This is a genomic window from Cupriavidus gilardii (genome assembly GCF_008801915.1).
Classification (GTDB): domain Bacteria; phylum Pseudomonadota; class Gammaproteobacteria; order Burkholderiales; family Burkholderiaceae; genus Cupriavidus; species Cupriavidus gilardii.
On the sequence record NZ_VZOV01000001.1, the window covers coordinates 1 to 14,003 of the forward strand.

Consider the following 14,003-nt stretch of genomic DNA (forward strand, 5'->3'; position numbering starts at 1 on the left):
CCTGTCGCTGGGCTGTCGTCTGCGCCATCCTGCACTCCTTCGTCATGGTTACCCGGTAACGTCCCGTATTGCGTACGTTACTGGGTAACGGCTCGACTCAACAAGGTGTGCTGGATTTAGCGGTTACAATTGATCTACCTCGCTTAAGTCGCTCGAATCTCGGTCTTTTAGGTGCTCCAGAACCTCGGTGAAGATCACCACATCGAAACGATCGTCGGGAAGCGGTAATTCATACCGCAGGTCAGTGGTTGTCCCCGTGACGACGGTTTCCGGATAGTTGACTGTGATAGCGAAGGCCAAAAAGCTAAGACCGCCTACTTCCAGGACTTCTTGTCCATTGCGAAGATGGGGCTCAAGCCGCCTGTACGTTGCAAGTAACCGCGTCCGATGTGTTCTGCAGTATTTCACATAGCCCGGCGCGTGCTGATGACCTTCGATCCAGTGATCAAATAGCTGGTCAGCTGACAGGTGCGCCAACCCTCGGGAAAAATAGCCGCGTAAATTGCTCGGCAAGTGCCAGATTGCCCAACAACGAAGCGGATCTGCGCTTGCCGGGTCGGTGATCGAATAGGCTTCGCGAAGGCGCGAGTCCCATTTCCATATGGCGTGAGCTAGGAGTGTGGTAGCGCCGGGTCGGCCGTCCTCGGTTCCAGGTGATAGAGAGGCCAGCGCCGTAATTGCCCAATCTGGCATTCTCAGATTGCTGCGTTGGCGCCAGAAGAACAGATACCAGCTTAGGAGTCCGATCTTCCCGTGGCTGGTGGTAAGGTCATAACGGGCTTTGAGGTCCGCGACGAAACACCATAGCGCGTACATCTCGTGAGTGATCGCGAATGGTCCCGCTTGCTCGACCCAAGGAGCAGGCCGGCTGAGCGTACGCGTGAGCCATTCACCGTCGATCTGGTGATCGGTTTCGCCTTCGCTGATTGACCAAAGCCACCACCCCAAATACCTGAGGACCTCTTGTTGTGAATTGAGAGGAAAAGCGTCGCGGAGATCGTCACGACCTTTCCAAAGATCGTAAGCCTCTGCGGAAATACCAAGGTCCGCAGCATTATCGAGATCTGGCGCCGGCGCGTTTCGCGTGAGCATATCGGGACCCCCAATTTTGCTGATTATTTTTCATGGCTACCCCCCCATAAAGGGGGGTCTTGCTACGAATGTGTCTCCTATTCGCGCGACGACGAATATACAACAAGCCCTTGGCGGAATTCGAAATCAGAATCTGTACCCGAGCGTCACCATGTGCGCGCCCTTGTAGCCGAGCGGGATGTTCTTGTTAGTCATGTCGCGCGGCGGCGTGTGGATGTAGGTGTATCGCAGCGTGACGTTGCGATAGGCCACGGACGCGCCGGCGACCCAAGTCCAATCCCACTTCGGGCTGTGGCTTAGGGTCTCGACTGACCCCTTCGGTCCCCAAGGGCTGGTGTCGGACACCACGGTCATGTGGGCCTTCCAGGTGCCGCGGTACAGCGCCGGGCCGGCCTCGATGCCGAATCGCCAGCCGTTGTAGGTGTAGTAGGGCTCCAGCGTCAGGGCAACGGCATGAAGGGAGCCCGACGAATTGAAGTGCCGGATTGGTCCGCACTCGCCGTTGCACTGCTTGGTGTGCGGGTTGTAGCCGCCGATGCCATCCGGGTAATCGGCTTCGTCCGGCGCGGCGTCTGACCACATGGCCGCGCGCCCGAAGTGCATGTAGCTGAGATTCGTCGCCACGCCGGGCAGCCATGAGCGCGGCTGATGCGGGATCGCGTCGAACGAGCCAGTGAGGCGCGCGGCCGGGAAGCGCAGATTCAGGTTGTGCCGCATCCCGCTCTGGAAGTACATGCCTTCGCCCAGGGGGGTGAAGGACGTCACGCCGATTCCAGGCTCGATGTGGAATCGGTCGAGGATGCCGGTTTGCGCGGTTGCGGTTCCAGCGATCAGGAAGACGGCTGATCCAAGTCCGAGAGCGGCGGCAGATCGATGGTAGCGCCGGCTGAGCGCATCCGATCGAGCACGCGATCGACGTCCTCCGGCGCGAGCTCGAGGCGAGCCATGGCGAAGAAAAGCATGTGCATGCCCATGTCGCGCCGATTGTTGGGGTCTTCCGACAGGTACCGGCGCCATTGTCGACCGTTGGCAAGGCCGAACAGATCGGCCATCTTGCCGCTGCTGAAGCCGAGCTCGTCCTTGAGGGCTTCGAGATCCGCCGGTGACGGAGGTGTGTAGGGCATTGATGGATCCAAGAGCGCGAGCAAACGCGCGAAAGAGGACTTTCATTTTCGGCTTTCCTTTCGGAGTGTCGAACCGCACGGGGTGCGCAGCTCAGTGCCATGAATCATAGTACCCAAAGGGTACGTCGTCAAGATATTCATTCACCAGCCCGCCGCAGAGCGGGCTTTTCTTTTTTCGGGGTCTACATGCGGCTGCCTACTCCCGTTGAAGCCACCGGCTACGCCGGATCGGTCGTCTCGATCGGCGCGTCTCTGACGCTGACCGATATCGGAATCATCGTCGGTATCGTCACGGCGCTTCTCACGTTCGGCTTCAACGCCTGGTACATCCGGCGCAAAGACAGGCGAGAGGTGGAGGAACACGCGGCGCGCATGCGAGCGCTTGGAGGCAGTCATGAACTCTGACCTTCGCACGCGGCTGATTGCGGCCGGCATTGCTGCCGCCGTCCCGCTGGTGGCTGCATTCGAGGGTCTACGCCAGACGGCTTACCTCGATCCTGTCGGCATCCCAACGGCTTGCTTCGGGGCGACCAAGGGCGTCCGGCTCGGCCAGGTGTACACGCGCGAGCAGTGCGACGATCTGCTGGCGAAGGACCTGCTGGAGGCGAATGCCGGCGTGAACTCGTGCGTTCGCGTGCCGCTCAGCGAAGGACAGCGGACCGCGCTGGTGTCGTTCGCCTACAACGTCGGGCGGGGCAAGTTCTGCGGCTCGACGCTGGTGCGCAAGCTCAACGCCGGCGACTACGTGGGCGCCTGCAACGAGCTGCCGCGCTGGGTCTACGCCAAGGGCGTGAAATTGCCCGGTCTGGTGAACCGCCGGGCGCAGGAGAGGGCGCTATGCCTTGGGTGAGGATCATCGCCGCCGTTGCGGCGCTCGCGCTGGCCTTCCTGGCAGGGTCCGAATTCACCTCGCGCGGCAAGGATGCTGAGATAGCCGAGATTCGGCGCGCGGCCGCGGTCGATCAGGTCAAGGCCGCTGACCGGGCTCGCGCCGAAGAACAACGCCGCATCGCGGCTCAATCGGAGATTGCCAATGCTGCGAAACAGGAAGCCGACAAGGCGCGCGCTGATGCTCGCGCCGCTGATGCTGTTGCTGGCCAGCTGCGCCAGCGTGTCGCCGAGCTCGTCGCTGCCGGCCGGCCCGCCCGCCATCCCGCCGGTGCCAGCGGAGGCGAGGCAGCCGGCGATACCCTCGGAGTGCTTGCCGACGTGCTCAGCCGCGCTGACCGCCGAGCGGGAATCCTGGCTGAATATGCTGACGCCGCCCGGATCGCCGGGCAAGCCTGTGAACGCGCTTACGACGCGCTGAGCCGGAGCGACGCACTCCATAGGTAGAAGCCAAGCGCACTGTATTTTTGTACAGTGCAGTCATGCCGTACAACCACGACTTCCAATTCCCCTGAGCAGCCCGTCTACGACCGGATCCCCGACGGCCCGTGCTACCGGTGCTCGAAGCCGCGCATCTACACCGAGTACGCTTACCGCGCCTGGTACCTGAAATACGAGTGCCCGATCGAGGAGCTGTGCCCGGGGCTCGTGACGTGCGAGCACTTCAGCCGGGAGCCTGGGGTGGATTGACCGCTGTTCAAAACGTCGCGTAAGTATCTGATTCTATTAGGACGTATCTGGCCGTTTTTGCACCTGTCTTTCGCGGGCCATTTTGCCGGTAAGTCGTTGACTTTAAACGGTAAATTGTTGTTCGACGGCTTATACCGAAATAGCAGTACACGTCGCGCCGCCCCGCCTTGCGTGCCTTGATCGGCGAGATGCGCTTCGCGTCGTCGGGTTCGCCACCGCCGTCCCATGCGCGCAAGCGATCGGCCCAGCGATCGAGCGCGCGGTCCGAATAGGCGCCGCCATACAGGGTCTCCGTGCCGTGCAGCCGCAGATAGACGAAATCGGCGGTCACGTCCTCGACGTAGGGCCAGTCGGCCACTGCGTCGGAAACCACCAGCGCGACGCGATGCTTGCGCAGCAGCGCGGGAAATTCCGGCGTGCAGAAGCTGGCGTGGCGGATCTCGATGGCATGCCGCAGCCGTCGTTTGCGCGTCGGCTCGAACCAGGGCTGCTTGACGCGGCCATCGTGCTGGCCGGCGAGCTTCCTCGCTTCGTCGGTGGTGCGAGGCAACATTGCCAGAAAGCGCTCCAGCCGTTCGGCCTTGAAGCTGAAATTCGGCGGAAATTGCCACAGGAAGGGGCCCAGCTTTTCCTGCAATGCCAGCACGCCGGAGGCAAAGAAGTTGGCCAGTGCGGGCAGCGCCTTTTCGTCGCGGAAGCGCAGCATATGGGTCAGATAGCGCGGCCCCTTGACGGCGAAGACGAAGCCCGGGGGCGTGGCCTCGTACCAGGCGCGATAGCTGCCGATGGTCTGCAACGAATAGTGCGAGCCGTTGATCTCGATCGTGTCGACGGCGCGCGCAGCGAATTCGAGTTCGCGCGCCTGGGCCAGTCCCTTCGGATAGAAGACGCCACGCCAGCCCTCGTAACGCCATCCCGAGATGCCGATTCGAATAGTCATCGGATTGCGCCGGCGAGGGGCCGATTCGCCTTGCGTCGTGGCGATGGCCTCGCTGGGCGACGAATGATCGATATGCGACGATCATAGGCGAATGCCGGCAAATAACAGGTGCCGCGACATCCACCGCGCGCGTAGGAACCGGCCTACGCGAGTCTCCGTTGCCGACCGATCCCTGCTGTGCGGCATGGCCCCTACATTGCACTTAAGCCGCAGCCGATCACGGCAACGCGCGGCAATTGCCAGGAGCTGGGTTATGTCGTTTGCACTATTCCTGATTGGACTGTTGATCCTCGTCGGCGGCATTGCGTGGGGCCTGATCACGGCCGGCGTGCCGGAGACCTACGTGGCGATCGCCTGTGTGATCGTGCTGGGTCTTGGCATCATGGGCGCGGTGTCGCGCACCCGTACCAAGGACCCGTCATAACGGCGCCAGGCACGCGGCCCATCCAGCCGGATCCCGGCGGTTCGGCCGCTGCGGGCGGGGCTAGGGCGACTGCCGCAGCGGCGGCGCCACCGTCCGGACCGCCGCCGCGCGTTGGCTCAACCACATGCTGGCGAGCACCAGCACCATGCCCGCCAATTGCGGCGCGCTGAGCCACTGATCCAGCAAGACCCATCCCAGCAGCACCGCGCTCAGCGGGCTGAGAAATCCCAGCGGCGCCACCACCGACGGCTCCAGCCGCGCGATGCCGCGAAACCAGAGCACATAGGTCAGCGCGGCGCCGATCAATCCCAGATAGAGAAAGCCGGCCACATTGGCCTGCGTCAGCTGGCCGAGCGGCGGTTCCACCCACAGCGCCACGGGCAGCAGCAGGATGCCGCCGGCCACCAGCTGCCATGCGGTGAAGGTCAGCGCGGAAACGGGCGGCTGCCAACGGCGCGTCAACACGGTGCCGAGCGCCATCGACGCGGCGCCCAGCAGGCCGGCGGCCACGCCGGTGGCGTCGAGCGCGGCCTTCGGCGTCAGCACCAGCAGTGCCACGCCCACCATGCCGCCGATCGCGGCGATCACGGCAACGGGCCGGATCGCGCTGCCGAGCAGCAGCCGGGAGAACAGGATCACGATCAGCGGTTGCACGGCGCCCAGCGTCGCGGCCACGCCGCCCGGCAAGCGATAGGCGCTGACGAACAACATCGCCCAGAACACCGAGAAATTCAGTGCGCCGAGCACCAATACGCGCAGCCACCAGCCGCGCTGCGGCAATCGGCGGACCCACAGCAACAGCAGCAGGCCGGCGGGAAGGGCGCGCAGCATGGCTACCGTCAGCGGATAGCCGTCGGGCAGCAGTCCGGTCGTGACGACATAGGTGCTGCCCCAGATCGCCGGGGCCAGGCCCGTCAGCAGCAGGTCGGTGGTGCGGTTCATGGTGGGCGCCTCAGGCGAAATCCAGCACTTCGGCCAGCGGCCGGCGCGGCTTTTGCGGCCAGTTGCCCGGCGCCGCGTGGCCGACCGCGACCAGAATGACCGGCACTTCGTCGGGCCGCAGCGCAAATTCGCGGGCCACGCCCTCGGGATCGAAGCCGGTCATCGGCCCGGTCGCCAGGCCCATGCCTTGGGCGCCCAGCATCAACGTCGCGGCGCCCAGCGATGCGCTGCGAATCGCTTCGTCGCGCCGGCTCTGCGGCCGCTCCAGATATTGGCCACGCGCCGCGTCGACCCAGGTCTGCACCATGCCGGCGGGCATCAAGCCAGCTTCCACCGAAGGCTGCAGGCGCTGCGCCAGCGCGGCCGGATCGGCCAGCACGCCGCAGACGATAAAGACGACCGCCGCGTCGGTGACCTTGGGCTGGTTCCATGCCACCGCGCGCAGCCGTGCCTTGGCTTCGGCGGTCCGCACCGCGATGAAGCGCCAGTTCTGCAGGTTGTAGGCGGTGGGGGCACGCGTTGCCAGCGCGGTCAGCGCTTCGATCTGCGCGTCGGACAGGGGACGGGCGGCATCGAAGAAATTGGCGGAGATGCGTTGCTCGATGGCATCGATCACGGGATGGCTCATGGTCGTTCTGGTTCCGAAAGTTCGTTGGATGTCGTGGTGCCGCGCTCGGCGCAATGGCCGTTCAGACGGTGTTTTGGGCAGTCATCTGGATGCCGTTTATTCACGGTGCAAGATTAATTGCGCTCCTCGCGCGTTGAAATATGCGATATGCTCACCACAATCTTTACTACTGGTGAATAATCGAGGCGAGTCGACGGTGGACCATCTGACGGCGCTGCGCGTATTTCGGGAAGTCGTCGAGCGCAACAGCTTTGCCGCGGCGGCACGGCGGCTTTGCCTGTCGCCGGCGGCGGTCAGCAAGAACATTGGCGAGCTGGAAGCGCATCTGTCGACGCGGTTGCTCCATCGGACGACGCGGCGGCTGAGCCTGACCGAGGCCGGCCAGCAGTACTACACGCAGATTGCGCGGATTCTCGACGAACTCGACGAGGCCGACCGCGCGCTCGGTCCGATGCAGGGCGAGCCGACCGGCACGCTGCGCGTCAGCGCGCCGATGTCGCTGACGCTGACGCAACTGGCCGATGCGATCCCGCAGTTCCTGTGCCGCTATCCGCAGTTGTCCCTGGACCTGCGCCTGGACGATCGCCGCGTCGATCTGGTCAAGGAGGGCTTCGACGTCGCCATTCGCGGCAGCGACAAGCTGGAGGATTCCAGCCTGGTCGCGCGCAAGCTGATGTCGATGACACACGTGCTGTGCGGCGCGCCGGCGTACTTTTCGCGGCATGGCGTACCGGATTCCCCCGAGGCCTTGCGTCAGCACGAATGCGTGCAGTTCAGCTTGTCGGGCCACGCCAGGCTATGGAGCTTTCGAAGGAGCAGCGCGCAGGGCGATGTCCAGGTCGACGTGCCGATCGATGGCCGCTACAAGGTCACGTCGAGTCTCGCGGTGCGCGAGGCGCTGCGGGCGGGCTTCGGCATCAGCCTGATTCCGTGGATCTATGTCCGCGACGACATCGAGCAGGGGCGGTTGGTCACCGTATTGGACGAATGGACCACCGTCGAGACGCATGTCTATGCGGTCTATCCGTCGCGGCGGTATCTCAATGCGAAGGTGCGCGCCTTCGTCGATTTTCTGATCGAGACGCTGGGCTGAAATATCGAGGACTGGCTCCAGGGCTGGCGCGCGTAGCTGACGGTCAGCATTTCCCATTGATGCCCGTCGGGCTCGTTCCAGTAGACAAGGCGCCCGCCTTGCCAGGTATCGACCGCATGATCGACCGGGCCATGGACTTTGCTTCGGTAGGCAATGCCGGCCGCCTGAATGCGCTCAAGGATGCGGTCGAATTCCTCTTCGCCGACCCGGAAGCAATAGTGGATGCGCGGGAACGGCTCTTCCCATTGATCGAAATCGAGCGTCAGGCCGTCGTTCAGGTAGACCGGGCAGAAGGGCCCGATGCCGGTTTCCGACCACGGCACGCCCAGCAGCTCCGCCACTTGTTTCGCCGCCGCGAACTTGTCGCGCGCGGGCACCATCAGGTGATCCAGTTCGATCGTCATCGTCGTCTCCGTTCGGGCGCGACACGATGGCTCGCATCGGGCCTGCGACCCTTAACCTGCGTTCAAGGCAGCCATGCCGCAGGGGGAGGGCAAGCCGTCCTGGACTGGCTTCGTCCTGTCCGACCCCCACCACAGACGGCTGCGCCCCATGACCTGTCTTCTTCCTTGCGCCGGCTTTGCGCCTGCCTGGCGCTGACCGTCGCCACGCCGCTGGCGAGCGCGCAGTCGGCATCCTCATCGACCGGCAACTACCCGGAACGTCCAATCCGCTTGCTGCTCGGTCAGGCCGGCGGGGAGTGAGCCAGTCCCCTTCATGAAGCGGACCCGAACCATCCAAGGCCGAACACAGCGGCTGTCGTGTACGATTGGTGCCGACCATTGGCAGGTGGGCTTTCCGATCATGGAAGTGCGTCTGTCGAAGCAGATCGATTCTGCCACCGCGCATTCGATCACCGAGACGCAGGCGTGCGATCGCCGACCTGATCCTTATCACGCATCGCAGCAAATCACGCCATGCACACTCCTTGTCATTGGCTAAAGTGGGAGAGCGATCGAAATGCTGGTGCGCGCCGTTTACTCGACAGTCGCTGCCGAGGAAATCGCCCGGATCGTCGAGAGGGCTTATGGCGGCGCTACCGCCGCATGCAGTCTCTTGCGCCGTGGCTTCAATGATGTGTACGAGGTCAGGCTTCACGATGGTCGGCATGGAGTGGCTCGGCTGAGCAGCCGGCGAGCGCGCGGCGAGCCCAATATCGGATATGAAACCGCCTTGCTGTTACATCTTGCGGGCGCCGGGGCGTTGGTATGCGTGCCTTGGCAGACGGTGGAAGGGCAGATGTCGGTGGCCGTCCCGGCAACGGAGGGCGTTCGTCATCTGGTCGCATTCGACTATCTTCAAGGCATTGCCCCATCTCAGGATGCCGCCAACGCCGAATTGCTTGGCAGAGGGCTGGCAATCCTTCATGTCTCGGGCCGCGGCTATCGCGGGCCGGCAAGCCTGTACGACCTGGAACTGCCACATTTGTTGGACCTGCCGCTGAAAGCCATATTGGAAGCGCCGACGATGGACCATGAATTGCGCGGTCATTTCTCGCACATTGCGATTGCCGCGGTCGACAAGTTGGGCGACTTGAGGCGCCTGTCCAAGGTCCATTGCCACGGCGACTGTCACGGAGGCAACAACGTCATCATGGAGCGCGTTCATGGCGTGCCAGAGGCAGCATTCTTCGATTTCGACGACGCGGGACCCGGTTTCCTGGCGTACGACCTGGCAGTTTACCTGTGGTCCATCCTGCAACGGATGAGCGCCGACAAGCCGCGGCTCGAGGAGAACTGGAAGTCCTACATGCGTGGATACCGCTCGGTTTGTCCAGTCTCCAAGGTCGATTTCGACGCGATCATGGCCTTTGTGGTGGTGCGACATGTCTGGTACATCGGCGAGTATGCGAGTCGAAGCCATGAATGGGGTTCAGAAAGGATCCCGCGTTCCTGGCTCGAGCAGCAAGTGCAATTGATGAAGGCCTGGCTGTCGCTCCGCACGCCGGAGTATTGATCGTTCTTTCGCCATGCCTGCCGGCCAGTTCCAGCCCCTCCCTTGTGCGTTGCCCGGCGTGCTCGCCGTCCAGGCCAGCTCGCGGCACCGCTTCGCCCGCCATACGCACGAACAGTTCGGCATTGGCGTGGTCGAACGTGGCGCGCAGCGCTCGGCCAGCGGGCGAGGCGAGGTTCAGGCGGTGGCTGGGGACATCATTACGGTCAATCCCGGCGAGGTGCACGACGGCATGCCGCTGGACGAGGCCGGGCGTTCCTGGCGCATCCTGTATTTCGACCCCGAGGTCGTTGCCCCGGTCTGTCACGATGTGAGCGAAGGGGCCGCGCGGCTTGGGGAATTCCGGCTTCCAGTGCTCAGCGATCGGACCTCGGCCGCCGTCTTCCTGCAATTGTTCGATGCGATGACAAGCGGCAATGCAGCGGATGCTGCCTTGCGTCGCGACAGCCTGCTGATGCTGCTGCTGGCGCGGACGATGGATTGCCGGCACGGCTTGCGGGAGTGCGAGGGCACGCCCGCGGCGATCGCCCATGCGTTGGCGCGTATCGACGACGATCCTTCGGTTCCCGTGTCGCTGGACGATCTCGCCAAGGCCAGCGGCCTGAGCCGCTTCCAGGTGCTGCGCGCCTTTAACCGTGCCACCGGGCTGACGCCGCATGCCTATCTGGTACAGCGGCGGATCGATCTCGCGCGCCGCCTGATCGCGTGCGGCCGGCCGCTGGCCGAGGCGGCGATCGGCAGCGGGTTTGCCGATCAGAGCCATATGACGCGCATCTTCGTGCGGAAATACGGCCTGTCGCCCAGCGCCTATGCCGCCATCGCCACCGGGCGGTCGTTGCGCTGACGGGCACCGCCTGAAGACGGCCTCCCCGCCGCTGCAATTTCGTTCAAGACGCCTGCCATGCCGCGGCCTAGCCTTAGGCATCCAACGATGCGGAGGCGGCCATGTCCGACAAGACCGAAGGTTATTTCTATCTGGCGCTGGCCATGATCCTGGTCGGCAGTACCGTCATTGCCAGCAAGGTCATCGCCGCGGGGCTGCCGCCGTTTACCGCGACGGCGCTGCGGTTTGCCATCGCATTGCCCGGCTTTCTGCTGCTGATGAAGCTGACCGGGACGCGCCTGCCGGCCATCGGCCGTGGCGACCGGTTGCTGCTGGTCCTGCAGGCGGTGGCGGGCAGCGTCGGCTATACCACCTTGCTGATCTCGGGCCTGCGGATGACATCCGCCGCTGACGCCGGCGTGATCATCGGCACGCTGCCGGTGGTATCGGCGCTGGTCTCGATCGTCGTGCTGAAGGAGCGCCCTGGCGTGGCCTTGCTGCTGGCCATTGGACTGGCGACCGCGGGCGTGGTCGCGGTGGCGGTGCCGGGAGAGGGTGCCGATGGCGGTCGGGGAACGTGGCTTGGCAACGCGTTGGTGATGGGCGCGGTGGTCTGCGAGAGCCTGTTCATTCTGCTGAACAAGCGGCTGCGCCAACCGCTGCAACCGCTGGCCCTGTCGACCGTGATGACGGCGATCGGCCTCGCGGCGTCGATCGTTCCGGCACTGCTGTTCGAGGCGCCATGGCGGCATGGGCTGCCAAGCGGCGCGCTGACGGCCGTGCTGTACTACGCGCTGGTGCCGACCGTGGCGGGCTTCGTGCTCTGGTATGCGGGCTCGGCGCGCACCAGCGGCACCGAGGCGTCGCTGTTCACCGCGCTGGCGCCGATATCGGCCGTCGCGATGGCGTTTCTGCTGCTGGGCGAGCCGGTCGGCTTCAGCCAACTGGTCGGCATCGGCTGTGTGGTGGTGGCCGTGCTGAGCCTGGTGCTGGCCGGCAGGCGCAATTCCGGGGCGCCACGCGCGGCGGGGCGCCGGCAGCGCAGGTGCGACCGCAATTGCAACCGCAGTGGCGGCCGCAAGTGCGGGCTAGCGCAGCGGCCGTGAGCGCGCGGCACCGTCCGCGGGCATATACGCTCGCGGCGTCGTGCCGAGGTAGCGGCGGAACATCGCGATAAAGCTGCTGACGCTGGCATAGCCAAGATCGATCGCAATCGTCGTGACGCTGTGGCCGGCGGCCAGGCGCTCCATCGCCGCCAGCAGCCGCATCTGCTGCCGCCACTGGACGATGGTCCAGCCGGTCTCGGCCTGGAAGCGCCGCGTCAGCGTGCGGCGGCTCATGCCGATGCGTGCGGCCCAGCCATCGAGATCGGTGTTGTCGTCCGGTGCGGCTACCATTCGCGCCGCCATCCGCGCGAGGCGAGGCTCGCGCGGCATCGGCAGGAACAGCGTCTGCGCCGGCTCGCGCGCGAACGCATCGGCGAACACGGCCAGGTAGTGCTCGAGGGCGGTGCCGGTAGGCGCCGCATCGCCGGTCAGCGCCGCCAGCAGCGCGTCCAGCAGCGGCGACAGCCTTGCCACCTTGACCGTGTCCGGCATCGCGGCACGGCTCCACGCGCCGTCAAAATACAGGCCGGTGCCGGTCATGCCCGCCTGCACGCTCGCGCCATGCATCATTCCCGGTGGGATCCATGCGATGCAGCCGGTCGGCATGACCCAGCGGCCGCCCTCGACCTCGATGGCGACCACGCCGGACTGGATCGTGAACAACTGTCCTAGTTCATGCCGATGCCGACGGCGCTCGCGGATGCCGGCATGCGACAGCCGGCGGATTTGCTTCAGCGACACGATCGATCGAATGGTGGCCCGATTGGAATATCGCCTGGCATTCTAGCGTTAGCGGGCAAGATGGAGCGGCTCTAGACTGGCTGTATCGCCAATACCACGGAGCCATTCGATGTCATCTGCCACGCCATCCCGATCGTTTGTGCGCAACAGCCGAGGCCGCGCATGAAGCCGGAAACCATGCTGCCGGACCATATCGATACCGTGCAGGCCAACGGCATCACCGTACGCAAGGGCAGTGTCGGCGCGTTCCTCGCGAGCTGGCGCGTGCTGTCCGATCCGGCGCAGTCCGACAAGAGCCGTGCCGCGGCGAAAGAAGACCTGATCGCGCTGATCCCGGCGCTGAACGCGCTGGGTCTGTTCGACGTGCTCGAGCCGCGCCATCCGGAACTGCGCGAGCTGATCGCACAAGGCCGCGGCGGCGCGTGAGCGCCCGCCGCGGCCTTGTGCCGGCTGGATGCAGCTGCGGGTGTAGATCAGACCAGCGTCAGCCGCACGTCGATGTTGCCGCGCGTGGCGTTCGAATACGGGCAGACGACGTGAGCCTTGTCCACCAGCGCCTGTGCGGTGTCGCGCGCGACGCCGGGAATCGAGATCTGCAACTCGACCTCGATGCCGAAGCCGGTGGGAATCTGGCCGATGCCGACGTTGCCGGTGATCGTGGTGTCCGCGGGCAGCGCGATCTTCTCGCGGCCGGCGACGAACTTCAGGGCGCCGAGGAAACAGGCCGAGTAGCCGGCGGCGAACAGTTGCTCGGGGTTGGTGCCGGGACCGCCAGCGCCGCCCAGTTCGCGCGGCGTGCTCAGCTTGACCTCGAGCGCACCATCGGACGAGACGGCACGGCCGTCACGGCCACCGGTGGCTTGGGCTTGGGCGCGGTACAGGACTTTTTCGATCGACATGGTTGGCTCCTTCAGGGTTGTACTTCGGGGTTCCACTTCAATATAGTGCGCTATTACATAGTGCGCGATATAAATCCGCCAAGGCAAGACGGCGTCGTCGCCCTTGCGGCTCAGTCGGCCGCGTTCTGGGCAATCTTCGCCGTCACGCTATCGAGCTTGCGCTTCAGGCTGGTCAGTTCCTCGACGCTGCACGCCGACGCGCACAACACCGACTCCGGCACCTTGCCGGCCAGCGTCTTCAGCGCGCGGCCGGCCTTGGTCAGGCTGACGATGACCTGCCGCTCGTCCGCCGCCGCACGGGCCCGCGACACCAGTTCCTGCGTATCGAGGCGCTTGAGCAACGGCGTCAGCGTGGCCGAGTCCAGATTCAACCGGGCCCCGATCTCCGACACCGTCAGCCCGTCCTGTTCCCACAGCACCATCATCACCAGGTATTGCGGATAGGTCAGGCCCAGCGGGCGCAGCAGCTTGCGGTACAGCTTGTTCAGCGCCAGCGAGGCCGAATAGACCGAGAAGCAGAACTGCCGGTCCAGCAACAGCGCGGTGGCAGGGTCGATTCGGGCGTTCGATGCGGCGTTCATGGAACGGAATATAGATCGTGCGCGATTGAATAGCAAGAAATTTATTTGTGCGACGGGATTCGCTCGAGAATCCCGTCCC

General features: G+C 64.6%; 19 protein-coding genes. 9 read left to right on the forward strand and 10 right to left on the reverse strand.

Features of this window, described 5'->3' with window-relative positions; translation table 11 throughout:
* Positions 1 to 123: 123 nt before the first annotated feature.
* From F7Q96_RS00005 to F7Q96_RS00015, 3 genes are all read right to left on the reverse strand, one after another.
* Positions 124 to 1,092 carry a methyltransferase domain-containing protein gene (locus F7Q96_RS00005; protein WP_151021881.1) on the reverse strand — a complete coding sequence of 323 codons (969 nt, stop codon included), beginning with the start codon at positions 1,090 to 1,092 and terminating at the stop codon, positions 124 to 126.
* A 126-nt stretch (positions 1,093 to 1,218) separates the two neighbouring features.
* Entirely contained in the window at positions 1,219 to 1,857 is a 639-nt protein-coding gene (locus F7Q96_RS00010) for a hypothetical protein (RefSeq protein ID WP_151021882.1), read from the reverse strand.
* A 65-nt stretch (positions 1,858 to 1,922) separates the two neighbouring features.
* On the reverse strand, positions 1,923 to 2,216 hold the full coding sequence (locus tag F7Q96_RS00015) for a hypothetical protein (RefSeq protein ID WP_053824277.1): 294 nt from the start codon (positions 2,214 to 2,216) through the stop codon (positions 1,923 to 1,925).
* A gap of 99 nt (positions 2,217 to 2,315) precedes the next feature.
* Between F7Q96_RS00015 and F7Q96_RS00020 the strand changes: the two genes are divergently transcribed.
* From F7Q96_RS00020 to F7Q96_RS00030, 3 genes are read left to right on the forward strand one after another with little or no spacing between them, the layout of a single operon-like run.
* Positions 2,316 to 2,621 (forward strand): phage holin family protein, encoded by a 306-nt coding sequence (locus F7Q96_RS00020; RefSeq protein WP_226994974.1) that lies wholly within the window; start codon positions 2,316 to 2,318, stop codon positions 2,619 to 2,621.
* Positions 2,611 to 3,066: a lysozyme gene (locus F7Q96_RS00025; protein ID WP_053824275.1), complete on the forward strand. Its 456-nt coding sequence runs from the start codon at positions 2,611 to 2,613 to the stop codon at positions 3,064 to 3,066. The genes F7Q96_RS00020 and F7Q96_RS00025 overlap by 11 nt, the downstream gene beginning before the upstream one ends.
* Positions 3,054 to 3,551, forward strand: coding sequence for a DUF2514 family protein (locus tag F7Q96_RS00030; RefSeq protein WP_053824274.1), 498 nt, complete (start codon positions 3,054 to 3,056; stop codon positions 3,549 to 3,551). The genes F7Q96_RS00025 and F7Q96_RS00030 overlap by 13 nt, the downstream gene beginning before the upstream one ends.
* 250 nt (positions 3,552 to 3,801) lie before the next feature.
* Here the strand turns inward: F7Q96_RS00030 and F7Q96_RS00035 are convergent, their stop codons facing one another.
* Positions 3,802 to 4,734 (reverse strand): DUF72 domain-containing protein, encoded by a 933-nt coding sequence (locus F7Q96_RS00035; RefSeq protein ID WP_249041631.1) that lies wholly within the window; start codon positions 4,732 to 4,734, stop codon positions 3,802 to 3,804.
* Between the two features lie 253 nt (positions 4,735 to 4,987).
* Between F7Q96_RS00035 and F7Q96_RS26725 the strand changes: the two genes are divergently transcribed.
* Positions 4,988 to 5,158, forward strand: coding sequence for a hypothetical protein (locus F7Q96_RS26725; protein WP_006576660.1), 171 nt, complete (start codon positions 4,988 to 4,990; stop codon positions 5,156 to 5,158).
* A gap of 60 nt (positions 5,159 to 5,218) precedes the next feature.
* On the opposite strand, the gene F7Q96_RS00040 is transcribed toward F7Q96_RS26725, so the two are convergent.
* The gene (locus F7Q96_RS00040) at positions 5,219 to 6,100 is read right to left on the reverse strand and encodes an EamA family transporter (RefSeq protein ID WP_053824272.1); all 882 of its coding nucleotides are present in this window, start codon (positions 6,098 to 6,100) and stop codon (positions 5,219 to 5,221) included.
* Between the two features lie 10 nt (positions 6,101 to 6,110).
* Positions 6,111 to 6,728 (reverse strand): nitroreductase family protein, encoded by a 618-nt coding sequence (locus F7Q96_RS00045; RefSeq protein ID WP_053824271.1) that lies wholly within the window; start codon positions 6,726 to 6,728, stop codon positions 6,111 to 6,113.
* Positions 6,729 to 6,924: 196 nt separating this feature from the next.
* Here F7Q96_RS00045 and F7Q96_RS00050 point away from each other — a divergent pair, with 196 nt between their 5' ends.
* Positions 6,925 to 7,821 (forward strand): LysR family transcriptional regulator, encoded by an 897-nt coding sequence (locus F7Q96_RS00050; RefSeq protein ID WP_053824270.1) that lies wholly within the window; start codon positions 6,925 to 6,927, stop codon positions 7,819 to 7,821.
* On the opposite strand, the gene F7Q96_RS00055 is transcribed toward F7Q96_RS00050, so the two are convergent.
* Positions 7,749 to 8,225, reverse strand: coding sequence for a VOC family protein (locus F7Q96_RS00055; protein WP_226994972.1), 477 nt, complete (start codon positions 8,223 to 8,225; stop codon positions 7,749 to 7,751). The genes F7Q96_RS00050 and F7Q96_RS00055 overlap by 73 nt on opposite strands.
* 556 nt (positions 8,226 to 8,781) lie before the next feature.
* Between F7Q96_RS00055 and F7Q96_RS00065 the strand changes: the two genes are divergently transcribed.
* The 3 genes from F7Q96_RS00065 (at position 8,782) to F7Q96_RS00075 (ending at position 11,703) form a co-directional block, all read left to right on the forward strand.
* Positions 8,782 to 9,777 (forward strand): phosphotransferase enzyme family protein, encoded by a 996-nt coding sequence (locus F7Q96_RS00065; RefSeq protein WP_053824269.1) that lies wholly within the window; start codon positions 8,782 to 8,784, stop codon positions 9,775 to 9,777.
* A 13-nt stretch (positions 9,778 to 9,790) separates the two neighbouring features.
* Complete coding sequence (locus F7Q96_RS00070) at positions 9,791 to 10,618, forward strand: AraC family transcriptional regulator (protein WP_053824268.1); 828 nt, start codon at positions 9,791 to 9,793, stop codon at positions 10,616 to 10,618.
* A gap of 101 nt (positions 10,619 to 10,719) precedes the next feature.
* A complete protein-coding gene (locus F7Q96_RS00075) occupies positions 10,720 to 11,703 on the forward strand; it encodes a DMT family transporter (protein WP_053824267.1) in 984 nt (327 codons plus the stop codon).
* Here F7Q96_RS00075 and F7Q96_RS00080 read toward each other — a convergent pair.
* On the reverse strand, positions 11,686 to 12,444 hold the full coding sequence (locus F7Q96_RS00080) for an AraC family transcriptional regulator (protein ID WP_053824266.1): 759 nt from the start codon (positions 12,442 to 12,444) through the stop codon (positions 11,686 to 11,688). The two genes, F7Q96_RS00075 and F7Q96_RS00080, sit on opposite strands and share 18 nt — an antisense overlap.
* Before the next feature lie 162 nt (positions 12,445 to 12,606).
* Between F7Q96_RS00080 and F7Q96_RS00085 the strand changes: the two genes are divergently transcribed.
* Entirely contained in the window at positions 12,607 to 12,870 is a 264-nt protein-coding gene (locus F7Q96_RS00085) for a hypothetical protein (RefSeq protein ID WP_053824265.1), read from the forward strand.
* Between the two features lie 47 nt (positions 12,871 to 12,917).
* Here F7Q96_RS00085 and F7Q96_RS00090 read toward each other — a convergent pair whose 3' ends face one another.
* Both F7Q96_RS00090 and F7Q96_RS00095 read right to left on the reverse strand, forming a co-directional pair.
* Complete coding sequence (locus tag F7Q96_RS00090) at positions 12,918 to 13,343, reverse strand: organic hydroperoxide resistance protein (protein ID WP_053824264.1); 426 nt, start codon at positions 13,341 to 13,343, stop codon at positions 12,918 to 12,920.
* 110 nt (positions 13,344 to 13,453) lie between these two features.
* On the reverse strand, positions 13,454 to 13,924 hold the full coding sequence (locus F7Q96_RS00095) for a MarR family winged helix-turn-helix transcriptional regulator (RefSeq protein ID WP_053824263.1): 471 nt from the start codon (positions 13,922 to 13,924) through the stop codon (positions 13,454 to 13,456).
* Positions 13,925 to 14,003: the final 79 nt, after the last annotated feature.

Coding starts and splice junctions, on each gene's coding strand:
- F7Q96_RS00055 (WP_226994972.1), bottom strand. CDS start 8,225: ATGACGATCGAACTGGATCACCTGATGGTGCCCGCGCGCGACAAGTTC.
- F7Q96_RS00065 (WP_053824269.1), top strand. CDS start 8,782: ATGCTGGTGCGCGCCGTTTACTCGACAGTCGCTGCCGAGGAAATCGCC.
- F7Q96_RS00025 (WP_053824275.1), top strand. CDS start 2,611: ATGAACTCTGACCTTCGCACGCGGCTGATTGCGGCCGGCATTGCTGCC.
- F7Q96_RS00070 (WP_053824268.1), top strand. CDS start 9,791: ATGCCTGCCGGCCAGTTCCAGCCCCTCCCTTGTGCGTTGCCCGGCGTG.
- F7Q96_RS00035 (WP_249041631.1), bottom strand. CDS start 4,734: ATGACTATTCGAATCGGCATCTCGGGATGGCGTTACGAGGGCTGGCGT.
- F7Q96_RS00045 (WP_053824271.1), bottom strand. CDS start 6,728: ATGAGCCATCCCGTGATCGATGCCATCGAGCAACGCATCTCCGCCAAT.
- F7Q96_RS00090 (WP_053824264.1), bottom strand. CDS start 13,343: ATGTCGATCGAAAAAGTCCTGTACCGCGCCCAAGCCCAAGCCACCGGT.
- F7Q96_RS00040 (WP_053824272.1), bottom strand. CDS start 6,100: ATGAACCGCACCACCGACCTGCTGCTGACGGGCCTGGCCCCGGCGATC.
- F7Q96_RS00095 (WP_053824263.1), bottom strand. CDS start 13,924: ATGAACGCCGCATCGAACGCCCGAATCGACCCTGCCACCGCGCTGTTG.
- F7Q96_RS00005 (WP_151021881.1), bottom strand. CDS start 1,092: ATGCTCACGCGAAACGCGCCGGCGCCAGATCTCGATAATGCTGCGGAC.
- F7Q96_RS00075 (WP_053824267.1), top strand. CDS start 10,720: ATGTCCGACAAGACCGAAGGTTATTTCTATCTGGCGCTGGCCATGATC.
- F7Q96_RS00085 (WP_053824265.1), top strand. CDS start 12,607: ATGAAGCCGGAAACCATGCTGCCGGACCATATCGATACCGTGCAGGCC.
- F7Q96_RS00015 (WP_053824277.1), bottom strand. CDS start 2,216: ATGCCCTACACACCTCCGTCACCGGCGGATCTCGAAGCCCTCAAGGAC.
- F7Q96_RS00030 (WP_053824274.1), top strand. CDS start 3,054: ATGCCTTGGGTGAGGATCATCGCCGCCGTTGCGGCGCTCGCGCTGGCC.
- F7Q96_RS00020 (WP_226994974.1), top strand. CDS start 2,316: ATGAATCATAGTACCCAAAGGGTACGTCGTCAAGATATTCATTCACCA.
- F7Q96_RS26725 (WP_006576660.1), top strand. CDS start 4,988: ATGTCGTTTGCACTATTCCTGATTGGACTGTTGATCCTCGTCGGCGGC.